Origin of the sequence: Iodidimonas gelatinilytica, assembly GCF_008579125.1 — a bacterium.
In the GTDB taxonomy this organism is placed as follows: Bacteria; Pseudomonadota; Alphaproteobacteria; order Sphingomonadales; family Rhodothalassiaceae; genus Iodidimonas; species Iodidimonas muriae.
Map to the genome: position 1 here is coordinate 136,618 of NZ_BKCL01000003.1, position 19,504 is coordinate 156,121.

Annotated in this window: 20 protein-coding genes, 1 tRNA gene and 2 pseudogenes; 11 read left to right on the plus strand and 12 right to left on the minus strand. The window is 58.4% G+C overall.

Annotated features, from left to right (window positions below; all coding sequences use genetic code 11):
- From JCM17844_RS05420 to JCM17844_RS05440, 5 genes are all read left to right on the plus strand, one after another.
- The gene (locus JCM17844_RS05420; protein WP_150000183.1) at positions 1-1,425 is read left to right on the plus strand and encodes a S41 family peptidase; all 1,425 of its coding nucleotides are present in this window, start codon (positions 1-3) and stop codon (positions 1,423-1,425) included.
- An 82-nt stretch (positions 1,426-1,507) separates the two neighbouring features.
- Complete coding sequence (locus JCM17844_RS05425) at positions 1,508-2,644, plus strand: divergent polysaccharide deacetylase family protein (protein ID WP_210431428.1); 1,137 nt, start codon at positions 1,508-1,510, stop codon at positions 2,642-2,644.
- Positions 2,645-2,667: 23 nt separating this feature from the next.
- Positions 2,668-3,138 carry an RNA pyrophosphohydrolase gene (locus JCM17844_RS05430; protein ID WP_150000016.1) on the plus strand — a complete coding sequence of 157 codons (471 nt, stop codon included), beginning with the start codon at positions 2,668-2,670 and terminating at the stop codon, positions 3,136-3,138.
- A gap of 23 nt (positions 3,139-3,161) precedes the next feature.
- The gene (locus JCM17844_RS05435) at positions 3,162-4,121 is read left to right on the plus strand and encodes an alpha/beta fold hydrolase (RefSeq protein WP_210431429.1); all 960 of its coding nucleotides are present in this window, start codon (positions 3,162-3,164) and stop codon (positions 4,119-4,121) included.
- A gap of 19 nt (positions 4,122-4,140) precedes the next feature.
- Positions 4,141-6,066: an N-acyl-D-amino-acid deacylase family protein gene (locus JCM17844_RS05440; protein WP_150000017.1), complete on the plus strand. Its 1,926-nt coding sequence runs from the start codon at positions 4,141-4,143 to the stop codon at positions 6,064-6,066.
- Between the two features lie 3 nt (positions 6,067-6,069).
- Here the strand turns inward: JCM17844_RS05440 and gcvA are convergent, their stop codons facing one another.
- From gcvA to tsaD, 12 genes and pseudogenes are all read right to left on the minus strand, one after another.
- Positions 6,070-7,026 carry a transcriptional regulator GcvA gene (gene gcvA / locus JCM17844_RS05445; RefSeq protein WP_150000018.1) on the minus strand — a complete coding sequence of 319 codons (957 nt, stop codon included), beginning with the start codon at positions 7,024-7,026 and terminating at the stop codon, positions 6,070-6,072.
- 62 nt (positions 7,027-7,088) lie between these two features.
- Positions 7,089-7,823, minus strand: coding sequence for a phosphoadenylyl-sulfate reductase (locus tag JCM17844_RS05450; RefSeq protein ID WP_150000019.1), 735 nt, complete (start codon positions 7,821-7,823; stop codon positions 7,089-7,091).
- Complete coding sequence (locus JCM17844_RS05455) at positions 7,820-8,341, minus strand: DUF934 domain-containing protein (RefSeq protein WP_150000020.1); 522 nt, start codon at positions 8,339-8,341, stop codon at positions 7,820-7,822. Before JCM17844_RS05455 ends, JCM17844_RS05450 begins: the two co-directional genes overlap by 4 nt.
- Entirely contained in the window at positions 8,328-9,983 is a 1,656-nt protein-coding gene (locus JCM17844_RS05460; protein ID WP_150000021.1) for a nitrite/sulfite reductase, read from the minus strand. Before JCM17844_RS05460 ends, JCM17844_RS05455 begins: the two co-directional genes overlap by 14 nt.
- 12 nt (positions 9,984-9,995) lie before the next feature.
- Positions 9,996-10,139 carry a DUF2849 domain-containing protein gene (locus tag JCM17844_RS16435; protein ID WP_150000022.1) on the minus strand — a complete coding sequence of 48 codons (144 nt, stop codon included), beginning with the start codon at positions 10,137-10,139 and terminating at the stop codon, positions 9,996-9,998.
- Between the two features lie 92 nt (positions 10,140-10,231).
- Positions 10,232-10,324: pseudogene (locus JCM17844_RS17170) on the minus strand (hypothetical protein); the annotation flags it as partial.
- A gap of 12 nt (positions 10,325-10,336) precedes the next feature.
- On the minus strand, positions 10,337-11,104 hold the full coding sequence (cobA, locus tag JCM17844_RS05475) for a uroporphyrinogen-III C-methyltransferase (RefSeq protein ID WP_150000023.1): 768 nt from the start codon (positions 11,102-11,104) through the stop codon (positions 10,337-10,339).
- Entirely contained in the window at positions 11,062-11,778 is a 717-nt protein-coding gene (locus tag JCM17844_RS05480; protein ID WP_150000024.1) for a precorrin-2 dehydrogenase/sirohydrochlorin ferrochelatase family protein, read from the minus strand. Before JCM17844_RS05480 ends, cobA begins: the two co-directional genes overlap by 43 nt.
- Positions 11,779-11,919: 141 nt before the next feature.
- Positions 11,920-12,321, minus strand: a complete 402-nt coding sequence (locus tag JCM17844_RS05485) for an EVE domain-containing protein (protein WP_150000025.1) — start codon at positions 12,319-12,321, stop codon at positions 11,920-11,922.
- Between the two features lie 3 nt (positions 12,322-12,324).
- Positions 12,325-12,621: a YciI family protein gene (locus JCM17844_RS05490; protein WP_150000026.1), complete on the minus strand. Its 297-nt coding sequence runs from the start codon at positions 12,619-12,621 to the stop codon at positions 12,325-12,327.
- A 3-nt stretch (positions 12,622-12,624) separates the two neighbouring features.
- Positions 12,625-13,635 (minus strand): NAD(P)H-dependent glycerol-3-phosphate dehydrogenase, encoded by a 1,011-nt coding sequence (locus JCM17844_RS05495; protein WP_150000027.1) that lies wholly within the window; start codon positions 13,633-13,635, stop codon positions 12,625-12,627.
- A 53-nt stretch (positions 13,636-13,688) separates the two neighbouring features.
- The gene (gene tsaD / locus JCM17844_RS05500; protein WP_150000028.1) at positions 13,689-14,777 is read right to left on the minus strand and encodes a tRNA (adenosine(37)-N6)-threonylcarbamoyltransferase complex transferase subunit TsaD; all 1,089 of its coding nucleotides are present in this window, start codon (positions 14,775-14,777) and stop codon (positions 13,689-13,691) included.
- A gap of 51 nt (positions 14,778-14,828) precedes the next feature.
- Between tsaD and hemC the strand changes: the two are divergent.
- The 6 genes and pseudogenes from hemC to JCM17844_RS05530 all read left to right on the plus strand — a co-directional run bounded on the left by hemC (position 14,829) and on the right by JCM17844_RS05530 (position 19,448).
- Positions 14,829-15,772, plus strand: a pseudogene (hemC, locus tag JCM17844_RS05505) (hydroxymethylbilane synthase).
- Complete coding sequence (locus JCM17844_RS05510; protein ID WP_150000029.1) at positions 15,769-16,515, plus strand: uroporphyrinogen-III synthase; 747 nt, start codon at positions 15,769-15,771, stop codon at positions 16,513-16,515. The pseudogene hemC and the gene JCM17844_RS05510 overlap by 4 nt, the downstream one beginning before the upstream one ends.
- Complete coding sequence (locus JCM17844_RS05515; protein WP_150000030.1) at positions 16,512-17,840, plus strand: hypothetical protein; 1,329 nt, start codon at positions 16,512-16,514, stop codon at positions 17,838-17,840. The genes JCM17844_RS05510 and JCM17844_RS05515 overlap by 4 nt, the downstream gene beginning before the upstream one ends.
- On the plus strand, positions 17,837-18,925 hold the full coding sequence (locus JCM17844_RS05520) for a heme biosynthesis HemY N-terminal domain-containing protein (RefSeq protein WP_150000031.1): 1,089 nt from the start codon (positions 17,837-17,839) through the stop codon (positions 18,923-18,925). The genes JCM17844_RS05515 and JCM17844_RS05520 overlap by 4 nt, the downstream gene beginning before the upstream one ends.
- The gene (locus JCM17844_RS05525; RefSeq protein WP_210431432.1) at positions 18,835-19,230 is read left to right on the plus strand and encodes a hypothetical protein; all 396 of its coding nucleotides are present in this window, start codon (positions 18,835-18,837) and stop codon (positions 19,228-19,230) included. The genes JCM17844_RS05520 and JCM17844_RS05525 overlap by 91 nt, the downstream gene beginning before the upstream one ends.
- Before the next feature lie 142 nt (positions 19,231-19,372).
- Positions 19,373-19,448, plus strand: a tRNA-Thr gene (locus JCM17844_RS05530).
- The last annotated feature ends 56 nt before the right edge of the window (positions 19,449-19,504 follow it).

Here is a 19,504-nt window from a genome sequence, read left to right on the forward strand (position 1 = left end):
ATGCGAGGATATCTTTTAGGCGCGGGCGTGGCGGTCATGGCCTTTGTGGGCAGCGCTACATCATATGCCGCAGGCAATAATGCGGAAACGTACCGGCAGCTCAATCTTCTGATGGAAGTGTTCGAGCGGGTGCGTGCCGAATATGTGGAAGAGGTGGAGGACAAAGAGGTTCTCGAAGCGGCTATCAATGGCATGTTGGCCTCGCTTGATCCGCATTCCAGCTATATGGGCCCCGATAGTTTCCGTGCCATGCAGGTGCAGACGCGCGGGGAATATGGCGGGTTGGGGCTGGAAGTGACCCAGGAAAACGGCGTTGTCAAAGTGGTTTCCCCCATTGATGACACACCGGCCTCACGGGCGGGTCTCAAAAGCGGCGATTATATCACCCAGATTGATGGCAAGCCGGTTCTGGGTCTGACACTCAATGATGCTGTCGAGATGATGCGCGGCCCCGTGGGAGCCCCTTTGACCATCACGGTGGTGCGCCCCATTGAAGGCGAAGAGGACGAGATTTTCGATGTGGATCTGGTGCGCGACAATATCACCGTTGCCGCTGTATCGCATCGCATAGAGCGCGATAATGTCGGTTATGTGCGGGTCCGTACGTTCAATGACCAGACCACGCGCGGCGTCAAGGAAGCGGTGCGCGACATCGAAGAACAACTTGGCGATTCCATGGTTGGTCTTGTTCTGGATCTGCGCAGCAATCCCGGTGGGCTTCTCGATCAGGCCATTGCCGTTTCCGATGCGTTTTTGGAAAAAGGCGAGGTGGTGTCCACCCGAGGTCGCCATGCCCGCGATACCAAGCGCTGGCATGCAACGCCGGGTGATTTGATCAATGGCAAGCCGGTGGTGGTTTTGGTGGATGCCGGATCGGCCTCGGCTTCGGAAATTGTGGCCGGTGCGCTGCAAGATCATCGCCGTGCCACCATTCTGGGTGATGATACCTTTGGCAAGGGAACGGTGCAGACCATCATTCCTTTGGGGGCGGAAAGTGCCCTGCGCCTGACCACGGCCCGTTATTATACCCCGTCTGGCCGGTCTATTCAGGAACGTGGCATCGAGCCGGATATCGAAGTGCATCAGCCGCGTATTTTGCCCAATGGGCGGGTGTTGAAGCCGCGTCGGGAAAAAGACCTGATTGGCCATTTGCGTAATGAGCAGTTGGTTGACGAGTCGGAAAGCGATGTGGTGGATGAAATCGCTGCCGTTATCGATCCGGATGCTGATGCTGCCAAGGATCAGGCCGCACCGGATCCGCAACGGGATGCAAAGGCCACGGCCGACGCTGCGGATAGTGCCGATGCAGAAGCAGAGACGGAAGAAGACCCCGGTGATTACCAGCTTAATTATGCGCTGGATCTGTTGCAGGGGATCCGCACGGTTGAAACCCAGCAACAAGCTGCAGCGGATATCGAAAATTAAATGGCGGGGCCGTGGGGTTTCAAAAGCTGTTCATGACTGGATTGACCAAGAGGCTCGGCGGTGTCGGGCCTCTTCTCGTGCTGTGGCTGGCAACGCTTTCGGGGTTGGCCGGGCTGGTATATGGCTGCAATTCAGCTATCAGCCGTTAAAGGCAGAAGGGCCGGACCATCATATGGTGGAGGATCGGCCCGCTGTTGCCCAAGCCAAAACGGGGCAGGATAAAGCGCCGTCCCGGACCGAAATGACAGATGCCCCGCAAACCGCTGTTTCAGCCGATCCCTCTCCGGCGCAAACACAGCAATCTGCAAACACGGCCTTGCCATCACAGCCTTCATTGGCTGAAAAGGGCGGCGCGGCTTTTTCCGATATGGCCCCGAATCCGGCGGCGCCGGTGATTTCCCTAGGACCGGTGCCAGATCCGGCCTTGGTGGAAACCACCGAAGACGGCACCTTGCCGGTGGTGGGGGCCGATGGTCGCAAGCCATGGCAAGCCTATGCGCGGCCCTATTTGCCCAAAGCCAATGAGCCGGTCATTGCGTTGGTGATCGAAGGCATTGGTTTGTCACAAGCCGCCACCGCGCGCGCCATTAATGATCTTCCCGCCGATATCACCCTTGCGATTTCACCTTATGGACGCAATCCGCAGGCCAGCGTGGAGGCGGCAAGGGAGGCGGGCCATGAAGTGTTGCTGATGGTGCCGATGGAGCCGATGGCCTATCCGCGCAACGATCCCGGTCCCGATAGTTTGCTGGTGTCTTTGCAGCCTGCGGAAAATATTGCGCGTTTGCATCGGGTGATGAGCCGGATGCAAGGCTATGCGGGGCTGACCAATCATATGGGATCGCGCTTTACGGCCAGCCGTGATGCCTTGGAACCGGTGTTGAAGGATATTGCCCGCCGCGGCTTGATGATTGTGGATTCACGCTCTTCGGCGCGGTCGGTGGTGGGCGCCGTTTCGCAAGAGCTGGGCTTGGCTTATGCGGTGAATGATCGCTATATCGACAATCAGGCATCCGAGGCCGAAATTGACCGCTATCTGGCAGATCTGGAATTGATTGCCAGACAACGGGGTGTCGCTGTGGGATTCGGGCGGCCTTATCCCATCACGATGGCGCGCATCCGCCATTGGGCCGACGGCTTGGCTTTACGCGGCATTTCTCTGGCCCCTGTCAGCCTTGTGGCGGCAAGACAATCCGCTCCGGATTCTGCCGCACCCTGAATTGGATTGTGAGATTGGGCCCCATGACAGACAAAATCGACCTCCCCTATCGTCCATGCGTGGGCCTGATGATGCTGAATGCGGAAGGATTGGTGTTCACCGGTCGCCGCATCGATACAGAAGCCAAGGCATGGCAAATGCCGCAAGGGGGCATCGATCCCGGCGAAGATCCGCAAAGTGCCGCCCTGCGTGAACTGAAAGAAGAAACCGGCACGAATAATGTACGTATTCTGGCGCAGACGTCCAAACCGGTGCTTTATGATCTGCCGTCAGAGCTTTTGGGCAAGGTATGGGGCGGGCGCTATCGCGGCCAGAGCATGATCTGGTTTGCCTTGCGGTTTCTGGGTCAGGATGCCGAGATCGACATCACCGGACCACATCAGGAATTCAGCACATGGCGGTGGTCACCGCCTGCCGAACTGCCCGATCATATCGTGCCCTTCAAGCGGCCGGTTTATGAAAAGGTGTTACGGGAATTTTCCCATCTGCTGTGATGGTCAACAACTCGTGATGATGCTTGGCTGAATTGGCAGGCTGTGCGCTTTTTGACTTGGGCTATAATGAAGCCATGTCAGACAGGTGCACATCTTTTACGGCATGGCGCAAAGCCGGGCACTCTTACAGGCTTTTGGGCCGGCAGATCTTTTGTGCCGATAGCGCCAGCGAAGACCCTGATGCGCTGCAAAAGCCGGTGATCCTTTTGGTGCATGGCTTTCCCACATCGGGCTGGGATTTTCACAAGATCTGGCCGTTTTTGACCCCGCACTATCGGTTGATTGTGCCGGATATGCTGGGCTTTGGCTTTTCCGATAAGCCGCGCAAACACCGCTATAGCATTCCGGAACAGGCGGATTTGCTGGAAGCTTTGGCGGCCCAGTTGCACCTGCCATCCTGTCATATTCTTGCCCATGATTATGGTGACACGGTGGCGCAGGAACTGATGGCCCGGGACAATCAGCGCGCTGAGCAAGAGCGGTTTTTCCTGTCTTTGTGCCTGCTGAACGGGGGGCTGTTTCCCGAAACCCATCGGGCCAGAGTGATCCAGAAGCTGCTGGCCAGCCCCTTTGGCCCGTTGCTGAACCGGCTAACCACAAAGCGTCGCTTTGACAAAAGCTTCTCTGCGGTATTCGGGGCGAATACCAAGCCTGATGCCGCGGAATTGGAGGGCTATTGGCAAGTGATTTCCGCCAATGACGGCCAGCATGTGTTCAGTTCCCTTATTGGTTATATGGCGGAACGGCGGGTAAACCGAGAGGCCTGGGTGGGGGCTTTGGTGAACAGCCATTGTCCGGTGCAAGTGATCAATGGCTCGGCGGACCCGGTGTCGGGCGCGCATATGGTGGCGCGGTATCGGCAGGTGGTGCGGGCCGATGATGATATCGTCGAGCTTCCCCATATCGGGCATTATCCGCAGCTGGAGGCCCCCGATCAGGTGGCGGCGCACTATCTGCGGTTTCTTCAGGCTTTAAGCGGATAAAACAAGGAATGTCAGGGCCATGACAGCATCCAGGCCGGAATTCGATCTGATCATTCGTGGCGCGATGCTGTTCGATGGCGGGGGCGGCGTGCCGCACCATGCGGATATGGCCATAAGCAATGGTCGGGTGGCACGGATTGCCGATAAAGGTGCTTTGGAGGGCGCGTCGGCTGTTACGGTGGTCGATGGATCGGGCCATTGGTTGATGCCGGGCTTGCTGGATATCCACACCCATTTCGATCTGGAAGCGGAAATCGCTCCGGCTTTGCCGGAAGCGGTGCGGCACGGGTCCACAACGGTGGTGGTGGCCAATTGCTCTTTGGGGCTGGCATTTGGCAATCAGCGCACCAAGGATCAAGATCCTATCGTTGATTGCTTTGCGCGGGTGGAAAATATCCCCAAGCATATTTTGCGTGCCGTGGCGGATAAAGCCGTTTGGCAAGACAGCGGAGCCTATCTCGCCCATCTGGAGCATTTGCCCCTTGGCCCCAATCTGGTGCCGCTTTTGCCTCATTCCATGCTGCGGATCGAAGTGATGGGTCTGTCAGACAGCATCCGCCGCGATCCCACGGATGCGGAAATCGCCCGCATGGAAGCGCTTTTGGAAAAAGCCATGGAGGAAGGCTATGCGGGCTTTTCAACCGATGCGCTGCCCTTTCACTATCTGGCCAATCGCCCCAATGAACGAAGCCGCATCCCTGCCCAATATGGCCGCTTTGAAGAATTGAAGCGATTAACGAATATTGTGCGCCGCCATGACAGGTTGTGGCAGGCAACCCCGCCCAAAGACAGCCCCTTGCAGGTGTTTCGTACCTTCGCTTTAAGCAGTGGGCGGCTTTATGGAAAGCCTTTGAAGCTTACAGCGGTGGCCGCCATCGATATTGCCACCAATAAAAGCATTGTAAAACTGGGGCGGTTTTTATCGCGGTTCTTGAATTCAAAGCTTATGGCGGGCCAGTTCCGTTTTCAGGCACTGGCGGCTCCGTTCAGGGTATGGGCGGAAGGACCGTTAACCCCGCTGGCAGAAGAAATTCCCAGCTTGCGCAGGCTCAATGAACCGGATCTGGAAGACAGGAAAGCGCGTTTGGAAATCCTGCGCGATCCGCAATGGCGCAAGCAATTCAAGGCCATGTGGTTTCATGGAAAGACCGGTTGGTCTTTGGCGCGCTTGAAGCGGCTTTTGCAGCGGGAAGATTATGCCATCAGCCGCGATCTTGCGGATATGGTGGTGGATCGCTGTCCGGTGCCGGATTGGGCGGGGGAAAGTCTGGCCGAGATTTATGACCGGCTGATGGGCGGCAAGGCCGGGCGCTCCGGAAAAGAACAACAGGCACTCGATCGCCTTGCTCCTTTGGTTGCGGATGAAGCGGATTTCCTCATCGCCTTGTTCGAGCATTTTGATACGGAACTTTATTGGTCGATGATAAGCGCCAACCGCGATCCCAAAATCGTGCGCGATCTGGTGATGGACCCAAAGATATTGCCGGGCTTCAACGATTCCGGTGCGCATCTGACCAATATGGCCTTTTATGATGGCAATCTCAGAGCATTGCAGATCGCCCAAAAAGAAGGTGTAGAGGCCGTTGCTTATATGGTGCGGCGGCTAACCAAAGATCCTGCGGATTTTTTCGGTGTGGATGCCGGGTCTTTGGAGATCGGGGCGCGGGCTGATCTGGTACTGATCGATCCCGATGCCTTGGCGGCTTATGATAGCGCCGCGCAAACATATCTGATCGATCGTGCCGAATTTGGCCATCACCAATTGGTCAACCGGTCCGATGGGGTGGTGCCTTTGGTGGCGATCAATGGCCGGATTGCCTGGCAAAAGGATCGGTTCGCGCCAGAGCTTGGCAAGGATACCGGCTTTGGCCGGCCTTTACGCGCCAAAAGCCATGCCCAAGGCGTGCAAGGCCGGCAGGCCGGGCAGGGGGTGGCGGCCGAATAAAGCCTAAATTTCCCATGCCCAGCTTTGCCCAGCTTCTTCGCGCAGCCATGCCATGAAGCTGGACACTTTTGCCAGATTCTTTTTCTGTTCGGGGCAAACCATATAATAGGCAAAATCCACCGGATGCGATTGCCGGAAGGGTCGTACCAGCCGTCCTTGTTTCAGGTCGCTTTCCGCCAAAGTCCGCTTGGCCAAAGCCACACCGCGTCCGGCGATGGCGGCTTCGATGGCAAGGGCCGTTTGGTTGAAATGCAAAGCGCGTTGGCCTTCGCCCACTTTCACGCCCGCGGCTTTTAACCACATGGGCCAGGTGGGGTTGCTTTCATCATCTAAAGAACTGTCATCATGGATCAGTGTGACATGCCCCATGTCGCAGGGTGTCCGCACAGGGGTGTCGCCTTCCAGCAAGGCGGGCGAGCACACAGGAAAGACCTCTTCGCGCATCAGCTCTTCCACGAACAGGCCGGGATAATGTCCCGCCCCATAGCGAATGGCCAGATCCGTATCTTCGCGGCTGAAATCGGTCAATTCATTGGTGGCGGCGATTTTCACCACCACATTTGCATTGTCTTCATAATAGCGTTGCAGGCGCGGGATCAGCCATTTGGCGGCAAAGGATGGCGAAACGGACAAGGACAGCACATTGTCGTCGGCAGGGCTTTGCAACACCGAGCAGGCATCTTCAATCAGATCAAAGCCCTGACGCAAAGCCTCCAGCGATTCCTGTGCGCGTTCGGTCAGGATCAGGGCGCGGCTGGTCCGCCGGAACAGCTGGATGCCCAAATAATCTTCCAGCGTGCGGATTTGCTGGCTTACCGCTGCGGGTGTGACGGACAGTTCATCGGCCGCTTTCTTGAACGACAGGTGCCGGGCCGCCGCTTCAAAGGCTCGCAAGGCATTCAGGGGAAGTTGCGAGCGTTTGAGACGACGAATGGCGGGTTGGGTAGGGTCATCAGCCATAGCTATTCATATATCCAGATATCGGTTGACGGCCCGACAAAAGCCGGGCCTTGCCGCCGGACTTACAGGCTGGCCTGCTTTCGGGCGTTCGACAAGGATAAATGGATACCGCATTCGGTCTTGTCCAGTCCGCTCCATCGTCCAGACCGAATATCGCCGCCCGGAGCCACGCGCTGGGTGCAGGGCATGCAGCCGATAGAGAGATAACCGTCCGCCTCCAAAGGATGCTTTGGCAGGTCGTGCCGGTCGAAATAGCGTTCTATATCGGCACGGGACCAATCGGCCAGCGGACTGATCTTGATGCGCTTGTCGGCGGCTTCGATTCGCTTCAGATGTGTGCGCGCCCCGCCATGAAACTGTTTGCGGCCGGAAATCCATGCGCCATAGCCTTTAAGGGCGCGTTCCAAAGGCTCCACCTTGCGCCAATAGCAGCAGGCATCAGGGTTTTGCGCAAACAACAGGCCCTTGGGGTCTTTTCCCGATAAAGCGTTGGGATCGGGTGATATGGTTTGAAGATTGGTCAGACCCAGCCTTGCAACAAGCTGATCGCGGTATCGTTTGGTTTCGCCAAACAGCTTGCCGGTATCCACAAACAGCACAGGGATATGGCGATCGATTTCAGACAGCATATGCAGCAACACCGCCGATTCCGCCCCAAAAGACGACACCAGCGCAATGCGGCCGGGAAACACATCATGGACCATGGCGGTTAAAAGCTGTTGCGCATCGGCACGACCATAGCGGTCGGACAAAACAGCAGCCCACGGCCCGGAAAGATCGGGGTCCAGATAGCTCATGAGGCCAGCCTTTTACGTGTCCGCCCGTGGCGGAGTTCCAAAATCGTCGGGCGGGCATCCAGCGTATCTTGATACCACAGCGAATAGAGCTTCAGACGCTTGATGAAATGATCCACCGCCAGCGGATCGCCCAGTTCCACCGAAGTGACGCCGGAGCGTAAAAGGAATTCCGCATGGTCGGCGATCAGATGGCCGATGGCGCGGATTTCACCGCCAAAGCCCTGTTCGTCACGCAGCCGGTGCGCAAGGGAAAAGCCGCGCCCATCGCTGAATTTTTCAAACCGGATGGCAATAAGCGTAACCTTGTCGAGCCAAGGCGCAAGATCGGCGGCTTTTGCTTGGCCGGGCACCAAAAGCCCCACCGGATGATTGCGGGCAAGCAGTGTCTCGCTTTCTGCTTTGAGCCGCTCAAGGCTCACCAGAACCGCCCCTTCTTCGGGCATTGGCGCATCATCGTCCATCTGGCGGTAGGGTTTGAGATGCGCACCTGTTAGTTTGCGAAGATCAAGCCGTTCCATAAAGCGCCTCCTTGAAGGGAGCCGGTCCCAACCGGCGATAGGTTTCGAGAAATGTTTCGTCGGTTTCGCGGTGGCCCAGATAGGTATTCACCACCGTATCCACCGCATCGACGATCCCGGCCTCGTCAAAGCCCCGACCGGTGATCTGGCCGATGGAGGCATCTTCCGCGCCCGATCCGCCAAGGGTGAGCTGGTACATTTCCTCACCTTTGCGATCGACGCCCAAAATGCCGATATGACCAGCATGATGATGGCCGCAGGCATTGATGCAGCCGGAAATCTTGATCTTCAGTTCGCCGATCAGGTCTTCCCGGCCCTTGGCGGCAAAGCGTTTGGAGATTTCCTGGGCAATGGGGATGGAGCGGGCATTGGCCAACACGCAATAATCAAGACCGGGGCAGGCGATGATGTCGCTGGCGCGGTCCAGATTGGCGGTGGCAAGCTCGGCTTTGTCAAGCGCTTGCCAGACCGTATAAAGATCGCGTTTTCTCACATGGGGCAGCACCAGATTCTGGGCATGGGTGGCGCGGATTTCATCATGGCCGGCTGTTTGCGCCAGATCCGCCACCAGATCCATCTGGTCCGCAGAGATATCGCCGGGAATGCCGCCATAGGGCTTGAGCGAGATATAGGCGATCGCATAGCCCGGTTGTTTATGGGGAACCACATTCACGGCCACCCAATGGGCAAAGGCGTCATCGGTTTTCAACGCTTGCTCATAATCCTCATTCTGGTCGGGCAATTGGTCGAATGTGGGCGTGATAAATTGTGAGCGGATACGGGCCAACTCCCTCATCGGAAGATCGTCGGCTGTGGGCAAAAGCCGTGCAAATTCCTGTTCTACCATTTCGGAAAAGGCTTCTTTTCCAAGCTCATGGACCAGAATTTTAATGCGCGCTTTAAATGCGTTGTCGCGCCGCCCCAGCTCGTTATAGCTGCGCAGCACCGCTTCCAGATAGGTGAGGATTTGTGCCTCGGGCACAAATTCGCGTAAGATGGGGCCAATGAAAGGCGTGCGCCCCATGCCGCCGCCCACCACCACCGAAAAGCCCCGGCCTTTCTGTGGATCGTTTTTCAATTGCAGGCCGATATCGTGGAATTTTACGGCGGCGCGGTCAGTTGCGCTGGCATTTACGGCGATCTTGAATTTTCGCGGCAGGAAGGAAAATTCCGGATGCAGTGTTGACCATTGACGAATCAGCTCTGCATAGGGGCGCGGATCATCCAGCTCTTCCGCTGCGGCCCCGGCATAGGGATCGGCGGTAACATTGCGGATCAGATTGCCCGATGTCTGGATGGCGTGCATATCCACAGCGGCCAATTCTTCCAGAATATCGGGCATATCCCGCAAAGCCGGCCAATTATACTGGATATTCTGGCGCGTGGTGAAATGGCCATAGCCTTTGTCATAGGTGCGGGCGATATGGGCCAGCTTGTGCATTTGGCGGCTGTCCAGTGATCCATAAGGCACGGCCACCCGCAGCATATAGGCATGAAGCTGCAGATAGACGCCGTTCATCTGGCGAATCAGCTTGAATTCTTCCTCGCTTAAATGGCCGGACAGACGACGTTCTACGGCATCGCGGAAATCGTTGATCCGTTGGCGCACGATGGTCTGGTCATAATCGTCATAGCGGTACATAGGGTCTTATCCTTAATCGGCGCGAGCCGTTGCTGCCTGATAGCCAAGATCGCGGCGGACGGTTGGCCCAAGGGCGCGGATATATTCACGGTTGCGGGTGGGCCATGGGCGGCCATCTTCACGCAGTGTGGCGGCGGCCAGATGCACCAGTTCCACTTCGGCGCGGGCATTGGAAGCTTGGCTAGTTCAAGCAGATGCAGGCTGTCTTCGGCGCTGGTGCTTAACGCGGCCTGTGCGGGGGCCGTGCTCCATGTGCCGTCACGGGTCAGGAAAACGGCCTGTCCGGTCCAAAGCTCATTGGCGGAGATCAGTTGTGATGCGGCGGGTTTGAGGTCTGCCATCGGGCTGGTCCTTTAGCTGACAAGAGAAAAGATCGGGGCTTCGCCAAGAATCGGCGACAAGGTATCTTGCGGCCAGTCTTTGGCGAGCAGGGCCACCGTGCCAATCACGATAAGGGCGGGGCTTTTCACCTGATTGCGGGCCACCAATCCGGCCAGATCGCCCAGATGGCCATAGAGGCGGCGTTCTTCAGGGCGGGTGCCATTTTCAATGATGGCCAGCGGCAAATCGGGGGACACGCCATCGGTAATCAAGGCATCTGAAATGTCCTGGGCGGTGTTGATGCCCATATAGACCGCCACCGTGCGGTCGGGGCCGGCAAGGGCGCGCCAATCCAATGTGGACCCGGCCCGTACATGGCCCGTCACCAGCGTTACGGCGGAGGCATGATCGCGGTGGGTCAGGGGAATTTCCGAGGTGGCGGCGCAGCCTGAAAGCGCGGTGATGCCGGGGATCAGATCGACGGCGATCTTATGCTTTCTAAGGGCGTTGATTTCTTCGCCGGCGCGGCCAAACACCATGGGATCGCCGCTTTTGAGGCGCACCACCCGGCGTCCGGCGCGGGCATGGCGTACCATCAGATCATGAATGGCCTCTTGGCCGCGTCCATGATCCCCCTGACGCTTGCCCACATAATGAAAATCTGCGTCACGGCGCGCGAGATCCAGAATGGCAGGGCTGACCAGTGCGTCATATAAAATCACATCCGCCTGTTGCAGTGCCCGTTGTGCCTTCAGGGTCAGCAGTTCCGGATCGCCGGGGCCTGCCCCCACAAGCTGCACAAGGCCATCGGTGTCCCTTGCTTGTCTGCTGTGCGCGCGTCTTGGGCCAGCTTTTCCAGATGGTGGGTGAAGCTGTCATCATCCAGCCCCACAAGGCTTTGTGGATTGGTTGTGTCGAATAAACGGTCCCAAAACCGTCGTCGGGCGCTTTGGCCGGGTAAAAGATCGGCCAGCCGACCGCGAAATGCCCCGGCACGGGCCACCAAGGTGCCAATGCCCTGGGGCAAAAGTTGTTCGATCATGGCGCGCAGGCGGCGGCCGAATACGGGGGCCGCCCCGCCGGTTCCAATGGCCACCACCAGCGGGGACCGGTCCACAATGGCGGGGGTGGTGAAGTCGCACAGATCGGGGCGATCAACGATATTCACCGGCACATTGGCCGCACGGGCAAGGGTGGCGATCTGCCGGTCATCGGCTTCCACGCCCGTTGCGCCATATACAAGGGCCGCGTGTGCAAGATCGGCCGATTGCAGCGGACGGCCCAGAATGGTCAAGGCGGGCAGGCCGGAAAAGTCCTGACGGGCGGCCTTGACCGCGTTTTCATCGGCCACCAACCATAAAATGGCGGCAGGGGTTTTCAAAAGCAGCCGTAGCTTGGCGCGTGCGGCATCGCTGTCGCCCACCAGAATGACGCGACGTCCATGCAGTTTGAAAAAGATCGGTAAACTATCCATCGCCACAGCCTTCAAAACCTATAAGGCCAGCCAATAAAGGGGGCCTTTCAGGGTTCAGAGCTATGAAGTTTGTCGCAAGCTAGCAAACGATGAATTCTTGTTGGGGAGGGTAGAAAAATTGTCGGCCTCAGGCAAAAATGCTTAAAGTCCGGCAATTTTCAGCAATTTTTGTGCGAGATCATCAGGCACAGGCATCACCGAAAGGCGTGGCTGGCGCACCAAAGCCAGCGATTCAAATGCAGGATCGACCTTGATGGCGCTTAAAGACACGGGCTGCGGCATGGATTGCACGCTGGTCACATCCACAAGGCCGGATTTCGCATCTTCGGGATTGGGATAAAAGCTGCGGCTGATGGCCACCAACCCGACAATGGCGCGCTCTTTGCCTGAATGATAGAAAAAGGCCCGGTCGCCCGGCGCCATTTTGCGCATATTGCTCAAGGCCTGGGCGTTGCGCACCCCATCCCAGCGGGTTTCGTGGGCGGCCAGTTGATCCGCCCAGCTCCAGCTTCCCGGTTCGCTTTTCAACAGCCAGTAAGCCATGGCTTAATCTTCCAATCGCGCCCAGCGCCCGGTGACGGCAAGAAAGGGTTTGATCTCGACGGACCGGAACAGCCCGGCTTGGGCATAAGGGTCGTTTTGCGCGAACAAACGCGCCGCTGTTTCCGAGGCGGCGTCGATAACGATCATCGAGCCAAGGGGGGTGTCTTTATCGTCGCGCAAGGGGCCAGCCAGCTTCAGGCGGTCGCCTGCGCCCTTGAGATAATCCAGATGGGCGGCACGGGTGGCTTTGCGTATGGCGCTGCTGCCATCTTTATCGGTGGCCAGAATAACAAAAAGCATGGTTTAAATCCCTTCATGCCGAAATGGTCGGCTGAGCAGATGCTTCAAGACGTCTCCGACATCGGCGTCCGAGTGCAGCAAGGTGGCCACAGCCTCGACGATGGGCATATCCACGCCGGCTTCAAGTGCCAGTTTTTGCACCACAGCCGCACTGGCCGCCCCTTCGGCAACGCCGCGCCGTTCGGCCAGAATATCGGCCATTTTACGGCCTTCGCCCAGCGCCTTGCCCAAAGACATATTGCGTGATTGTTCCGAAGAGCAGGTAAGGATGAGATCACCCACCCCCGACAGGCCGGTCATGGTTTCGCGCAAGGCCCCAAGGGCCAGCCCGAAGCGGGTCATTTCCGCCAAGCCCCGGGTGATAAGGGCGGCTCGGGCATTTTCACCCAAAGCCAGCCCCGCCACCATGCCGCAGGCGATGGCCAGCACATTTTTCACCGCGCCACCAATCTGCGCCCCGATGACATCGGGCGAATAATAGGGCCGGAAAGTGGGTGCGCCAATGGCATCGACAAGGGCGGCGCCCAAGGCTTCATCATGGCAGGCCAAGGTGACGGCGGCAGGCAGGTCGCGGGCCACTTCGCCGGCGAAATTGGGGCCGGAAAGCACAGCCACCGGGTTTTTCGGCAAGACATCGCCCAAAACCTGGCTCATCAATGCGCCGGTTTCCTGCTCGATGCCCTTGGCGCAAATGATCAGGGGAATATGCACATCCAGATGGGGCCGCAAGGCCAAGGCCATGTGCCGTATGGTTTGCGCCGGAGAAACCAGAAGCAAGGCATCGCAACCGCCAAGATCGGCGATATTGGTGCTGGCCTTTAAACGCGGCTCAAGCGCGATATCGGGCAAATATAAGTGATTGGCGTGATTGTGGTTGATATCGGCCACCACCGCTTCATTGCGTGCCCAAAGCAGGGTTTTTTGCCCTTTACGCGCACTGACGCAGCCAAGGGCGGTGCCCCATGCGCCGCCGCCCAAAATGCCGATAGAACGAAATGTTGTCTTGTTTTCCATATGCAGACGGTGGCCGAATCTATCTATAATCGCAAGAGCCTATAAGGATTTGCTCAGGCTTTGGCGCCCTTTTGTCCATGGCCGTAAAGGGGTGGGGCGGTTTCATCCAATGGCCAGCGGGGGCGGGCCGGACTGTCCAGCGGATCACTTTGACCGATCTGGAAGCGCTCCATCCCTGCCCAGGCGATCATTGCACCATTATCGGTGCATAGCCACAAAGGCGGTGCGTAAAAGGCAAGGCCGTGATCTTGTGCAAGGCCGGTGAGTCGCTGTCTGAGCGTCTCATTGGCGGCCACCCCGCCCGCCACCACCAAAGCCGGGGCTTTTGGGGCATAATCCTCCAGATATTGTGCGATGGCATGCTTTGTGCGGTTGATAAGGCAATCGCCGATGGCGGCTTGGGTGCTGGCTGCCAGATCGCAGAGATCACGATCATGCACCCCGCCCTGTTCTGATTCCAAGGCTTCCGCCGCCCGACGCACAGCGGTTTTAAGCCCCGAGAAACTGAAATTGCAGCCCGGCTTGTTGGTAAGGGGCCGGGGCAGGGAAAAGCGCTTGGGATCGCCGGATCGGGCCGCCAATTCGATGGCCGGCCCACCGGGATAGCCAAGGCCCAGCAATTTTGCCGTTTTATCGAAAGCCTCGCCGGCGGCATCGTCGATTGTGGAGCCAAGCCGGTGATAGCGGCCCACGCCTTTTACCACCAAAAGCTGGCAATGCCCGCCCGAAACCAGCAACAACAGATAGGGAAAGGCTATATCCGCGGTGAGGCGCGGGGATAAGGCGTGGCCTTCCAGATGATTGACGGCAATGAACGGTTTTCCTGCCCCCAGCGCCATGGCCTTGGCGGTAACAACGCCCACCATCACGCCGCCGATCAGCCCCGGTCCTGCGGTGGCGGCAATGGCATCCATATCACAAAGCTGCATATCCGCTTGGGACAATGCCTGGCGGATCAGATGATCCAGATGATCCACATGGGCGCGGGCGGCGATTTCCGGCACCACACCCCCATAAACCGCATGGGCGTCCACCTGGCTCCATAAGGCATGAGCCAAAACACGCTTATCGGCGCTGACGATCGCCGCCGCCGTTTCATCGCAGCTGGTTTCAATGCCCAGAATAATGGGATGTTGTGCCATATCATTTGCTCATGCTTGACCGAAAGCGGGGATACACGTACCAGATATTCGATGCAACACAGCCTTAAAATTGGAACCCGTGGCAGCCCCTTGGCCCTTTGGCAGGCGCATATGGTGCGTGATGCGCTGTTGGCGGCACATTCACATTTGTCTCCCCGGTCTATCGAGATTGTTACGGTGAAAACCACCGGCGATAAAATTCTCGACCGGCCTTTGGCAGAGATTGGCGGAAAAGGTCTGTTTACCAAGGAATTGGAAGACGGGCTTTATAGCGGTGCTTTGGATTGCGCCGTTCATTCCACCAAAGACATGCCCACCCATCTGCCCGATGGATTGGCCATTGATTGTTTTATAAAGCGCGAAGACCCCCGCGATGCCTTGATTGCCGCCAATGGCGGGTGCCTTATGGATTTGCCGCAAGGGGCGGTGGTGGGATCGGCTTCTTTGCGCCGACAGGCCCAGCTTTTGGCACTGCGTCCGGATCTCAAGGTGATCAGCTTTCGCGGCAATGTGGGCACGCGGTTAAAGAAGCTGGCTGCCGGAGCTGCGGATGCCACCTTGCTGGCTTATGCTGGAATGAAGCGTCTGGGTGTGGCGGAAAAGGCCACGAATATTTTGCCTGTGGACCAGATGTTGCCTGCTCCGGCGCAAGGGGCCGTGTGTGTGGAGCGCCGCGCCGATGATCCCCGCATAGCCGATTTATTGGCGCCTTTGAATGATGCAGCAACGGCGCAGGCGGTGACAGCAGAGCGCGCCTTTTTGGCCGCCCTTGAAGCAATTGCCGCACCCCCATTGCCGCTTTGGCGACGATCAGCGGTTCGCGCCTGACTTTGGTTGGTAAAGTCTTGTCGCTGGATGGGGCCGTCTGCTTTGAGGATCGCCGTGAAGGGGCGGCTTTGGAAGCCGCAGCCATTGGCCATGCCGCAGGGATGACGGTGCGCCAAAAGGCCGGAGAGGATTTCTTGAAGGCCATTGCCTTGGAGCAGATGGGGTGACGATCTTGCTGACCCGCCCAAAGCCGGATTGTAACCGGCTCTTGGAGCGTTTGCGGCATAACGGCCATCGGGTGATATGTTCGCCGGTGCTGGATATCCAGATATTGGAGGTGGATTTTAACGGACTGCAGGATATGCAGGCGCTTTTGTTCACCAGCCGCAATGCTGTGCGGGCTGTTGCACGCCGCTTTTCCCATTGGCATGGTCCGGTGTTTACCGTTGGGGACGGCACAGCAAAGGCCGCTCGAAAAGCGGGGTTTGATCAGGTGCTATCCGCCGATGGCGATGCGGCCGATCTGGCGCGGTTGGTGACTGCGCGGTGCTCTCCCCGTGATGGGTCCTTGTTGTATCTGGCGGGGGAAACGCGCGGCGCGGTACTGGAACAAATGCTGCAAGATGCGGGTTTTTCGCTGCTTTCGCGTGATGTTTATCGAGCCAAACCGGCGGATGCGCTGTCCCATGATGCGGCTCAGGCATTTGCAAGGGGCGACATTGATCTGGTGTTGTTATATTCTCCACGCAGTGCCCGTGTTTTTCGGGATTTGCTGCGTAAAGAGCTGGAAGACCGGGTCTTGGAAAAGGTGGATGCAGCCTGCCTGAGCCCAATGTTGCACAGGCGGCAGGGGAGGGGTGGCGGCGCAAAATTGTCGCTACAAATCCCGATGAACCGGCGCTTCTGGCAGCGCTTGAAGCGGCTTATGGCGGTGGGTTTGATGGGTGAAACAAGGATGGACGCGGCATGACGGAGCGGCATGATGGTGAAGATCCGCCGGTGATCGAAGGCGAATTTCATGAAGATACGCCCCATTCTGCGGATAAAAGCGGTCAGGGGCCGCGTTCGTCGGGCCGTCGGGCTGTGGCCTTTTTGCCGTGGTTTTTGCTGTTATTGCTGTTGAGCTTTATCGGTGGGCTGTTTGCCATGCCCTATGTGGAGCGGCAGATGGTGGCGTGGGGGATGATGGAGCCGCGCCCCGCCAACAGCATGGCCCGAATGGCACAGGATGAAACGGCGCGCGCCCAGCTTGCGGATCTGAGCCGCGCCCAGCAAGATCTGATGGGCCGCTTGAAAATTGTAGAAGTGGCCGCCCGGCAGCTTGGCGAAGAAAGCACCGCCACCTTATCGCGGCTGGATCGCCTTGGAGACGATTTGGCGGATATGAGCGCCCGTTTGGATGTGGCGCAGGCGATGCCGGATGCTGCACAAGGCGGGGCGGAGGAAGGCGTGTCTGCCGGTGCGGCGGCCGGGATCGTTCAGGAAATGGCCTCTTTACGGGACCGGATGGCGGCCTTGGAAGCGGCGATGTCGCAAAATCAGGACGGGGCAGGCACCGCGCCTTTGGGCCAGTTCAATGCGATCAATGATGCGCTGGCTGCGGCCCGCACCGAACGGCGCGGCCTTGATCAAAGGCTGGAGGGTTTAACCTCTCGCATGGCCAGCCTGGAAGCGGTGGATCGCGGCGTCACCATGATGACGCCGGGGCTGGCGGGAAGCCTTTTGGCCATCGGGCGGCGTGTGGATACCGGCCAGCCTTATGCGGGGCCTTTGGCGGATCTCAGGGCGGCGCTGGTGGATAAGCCGCCGCTGATGCGGTTGGGGGCGGCCCAGCCTTTGGCCATCTTGGCCCCCCATGCGGCCAAAGGTTTGCCGGGTATGGACCGCTTGACCAAAGACTTTGCGGCCCTTGCCGGTGATGTGCAACGGGCCTTGCTCTCCGGCGCTTTGGGCCAGACGCAGGACAAGGCCGGGGAGCCGGGTGTTTTGACTTGGCTGAAAAATCTGGTGGTGGTGCGCCCTGCCGATCCCAAGGATGGCTCCGATGGAGCAGCACAGGTGTCGCAGATGGAAGCGCTTTTGGAAGCAGGGGATCTTGAAGGGGCTGTGGCCTTGGCTGAAGCGCTGCCCGATGCCGCCCGCGCGGTTCTCGTCGGTTGGTTGGGCGCGGCCCATGAACAGTTGAAGGCCAAAGCAGCTTTTCAGCAGCTTTTGACCTTGCTTGGTTCTACTCAGGCTGAGGATCGGCTTGAGCAGGCCCCCGATGCACCGCAAGAGAGCCGTCCCACGCCATGATCCGCCTTTTGATATATGTGCTGTTGATCGTGGCAGCGGCCTTTGGCGCGGCGTGGTTTGCCGATAATCCCGGCACGGTGCGTATGGAGTGGCTGGGCTATCGGGCCGAAACGTCGATGACGGTGTTGGGCTTTTTGCTGGCCTTGCTGGTTTTCACCGGCATGGCGGTGCAAAAACTGATCACCCTGATCGCTCGTGATCTGCCATTTTCGGCAGAGAAACGGCGCAAGCGGCGTCTGGAAAAAGGCTATGTCGCCCTTAATCAAGCGATGGTCGCGCTGTCGGCGGGGGATAAAAAGCTGGCGCAGCGCTTGACCAACAAGGCTGTGCGCTTATTGCCTTCGCAACCCTTGACCCATGTGATGGCCGCGGAAGCCGCCAAACTTGCCGATAATCCAGCGCAGATACGGGCCCATTATGAAGCGTTGGCCGAAAGCAAAGAGGCAGCATTTTTAGGCTTGCGCGGTTTGGTGGGCGAGGCCCGTGCCAGCGGGGAAACGGCGAAAGCCCGCGCTTTGGCGACGCAGGCTTTGGCTTTGCGGCCCAAAAGCATATGGGCCTTGAAAACGGTGTTTGATTTTGCCGTTGCGTCTGCCGATTGGGGGGATGCGCTGGCCGTGCTGGAAAAAGCGGAACGGGCCGGGGTGTTTGAAAAGCCGCTGGCCAAGCGCCATCGTGGGGCCTTGCTTTATTGTCAGGCGGTGGAAGCGGATCTGGCGGGGGACGAGCCTTCGGCGCGGCGCTTGTCGATGGAATCGGTGGATTTGCGCCCCGATCTGGCTCCGGCTGTGGCCTTGGCAGCAAAGCTGTTGCAAGCGGCAGGGCAAGCCAAGAAAGCGGAAAAACGCATTCTGTCCGGCTGGGCGGCGGGGCCGCATCCTTTGCTGTTGAAGGCATGGTTTGCCCTTGCCGCCGATGAACCCGCCCATATGCGGCTCAAGCGTGTGGAAACATTATGTGCCAAAAATCCGGCCCATTTGGAAAGCATCTGGCCTTGGCCGATGCGGCCATGGCGGCGCAGCGCCTTGATCTGGCGCGCGAGGCTTTGGCGCAGGCCGAAGAAAGCGGCGATCGGCGGGTTTTGACGGCGCGGGCCGACCTATCGGCGTATCAAGGGGATCAGGACAAGGCCCATGCCTTGGCAGAACACGCACAGCAGGGCGGTGTGCGGGCCTGTTGGCGCTGTGGATCTTGCGGGCATGGTCAGGATCGCTGGGCGCCGATTTGCCCGTCCTGTAACCATTTTGACAGTTTTTCATGGAGCAGCCTGCGTGCTGGTGATGTGGCGCATTTGGCCCCGCCGGAATCGGCCATCGGGCTGTTGGCCAGCCAGCCAGATCAAGGCCTTGAGCAAGGCCGTGACCCAAGCGGGGGACGCGGAGGCATATAGGGTTGGCGCCATTTCAAGCCGCTCTTTAGGAGCGATGATGCAAAGACCTGTTCTTAGCTCTTGCGGGATTGCTTTTGGATCATTATGTTGCGCCGCGCATTGCACCGATGAAAGCCGGTGCCAGTGCGTTCGCTTTTGTCGGGCCGCAATAGCTCAGGTGGTAGAGCACATCATTCGTAATGATGGGGTCGGGGGTTCGAGTCCCTCTTGCGGCACCACTTTCCGGCAATCGTTTTTGAACACAGCGTGCAACGGGACTGTTTTAGGGTCATCT

Coding starts and splice junctions, on each gene's coding strand:
- JCM17844_RS05455 (WP_150000020.1), bottom strand. CDS start 8,341: ATGGAACGGCTTGATCTTCGCAAACTAACAGGTGCGCATCTCAAACCC.
- tsaD (WP_150000028.1), bottom strand. CDS start 14,777: ATGGCACAACATCCCATTATTCTGGGCATTGAAACCAGCTGCGATGAA.
- JCM17844_RS05485 (WP_150000025.1), bottom strand. CDS start 12,321: ATGGCTTACTGGCTGTTGAAAAGCGAACCGGGAAGCTGGAGCTGGGCG.
- JCM17844_RS05460 (WP_150000021.1), bottom strand. CDS start 9,983: ATGTACCGCTATGACGATTATGACCAGACCATCGTGCGCCAACGGATC.
- JCM17844_RS05440 (WP_150000017.1), top strand. CDS start 4,141: ATGACAGCATCCAGGCCGGAATTCGATCTGATCATTCGTGGCGCGATG.
- JCM17844_RS05420 (WP_150000183.1), top strand. CDS start 1: ATGCGAGGATATCTTTTAGGCGCGGGCGTGGCGGTCATGGCCTTTGTG.
- JCM17844_RS05490 (WP_150000026.1), bottom strand. CDS start 12,621: ATGCTTTTTGTTATTCTGGCCACCGATAAAGATGGCAGCAGCGCCATA.
- JCM17844_RS05430 (WP_150000016.1), top strand. CDS start 2,668: ATGACAGACAAAATCGACCTCCCCTATCGTCCATGCGTGGGCCTGATG.
- JCM17844_RS05520 (WP_150000031.1), top strand. CDS start 17,837: ATGATCCGCCTTTTGATATATGTGCTGTTGATCGTGGCAGCGGCCTTT.
- JCM17844_RS05450 (WP_150000019.1), bottom strand. CDS start 7,823: ATGAGCTATCTGGACCCCGATCTTTCCGGGCCGTGGGCTGCTGTTTTG.
- JCM17844_RS05495 (WP_150000027.1), bottom strand. CDS start 13,635: ATGGAAAACAAGACAACATTTCGTTCTATCGGCATTTTGGGCGGCGGC.
- JCM17844_RS05515 (WP_150000030.1), top strand. CDS start 16,512: ATGACGGAGCGGCATGATGGTGAAGATCCGCCGGTGATCGAAGGCGAA.
- JCM17844_RS05480 (WP_150000024.1), bottom strand. CDS start 11,778: ATGGATAGTTTACCGATCTTTTTCAAACTGCATGGACGTCGCGTCATT.
- gcvA (WP_150000018.1), bottom strand. CDS start 7,026: ATGGCTGATGACCCTACCCAACCCGCCATTCGTCGTCTCAAACGCTCG.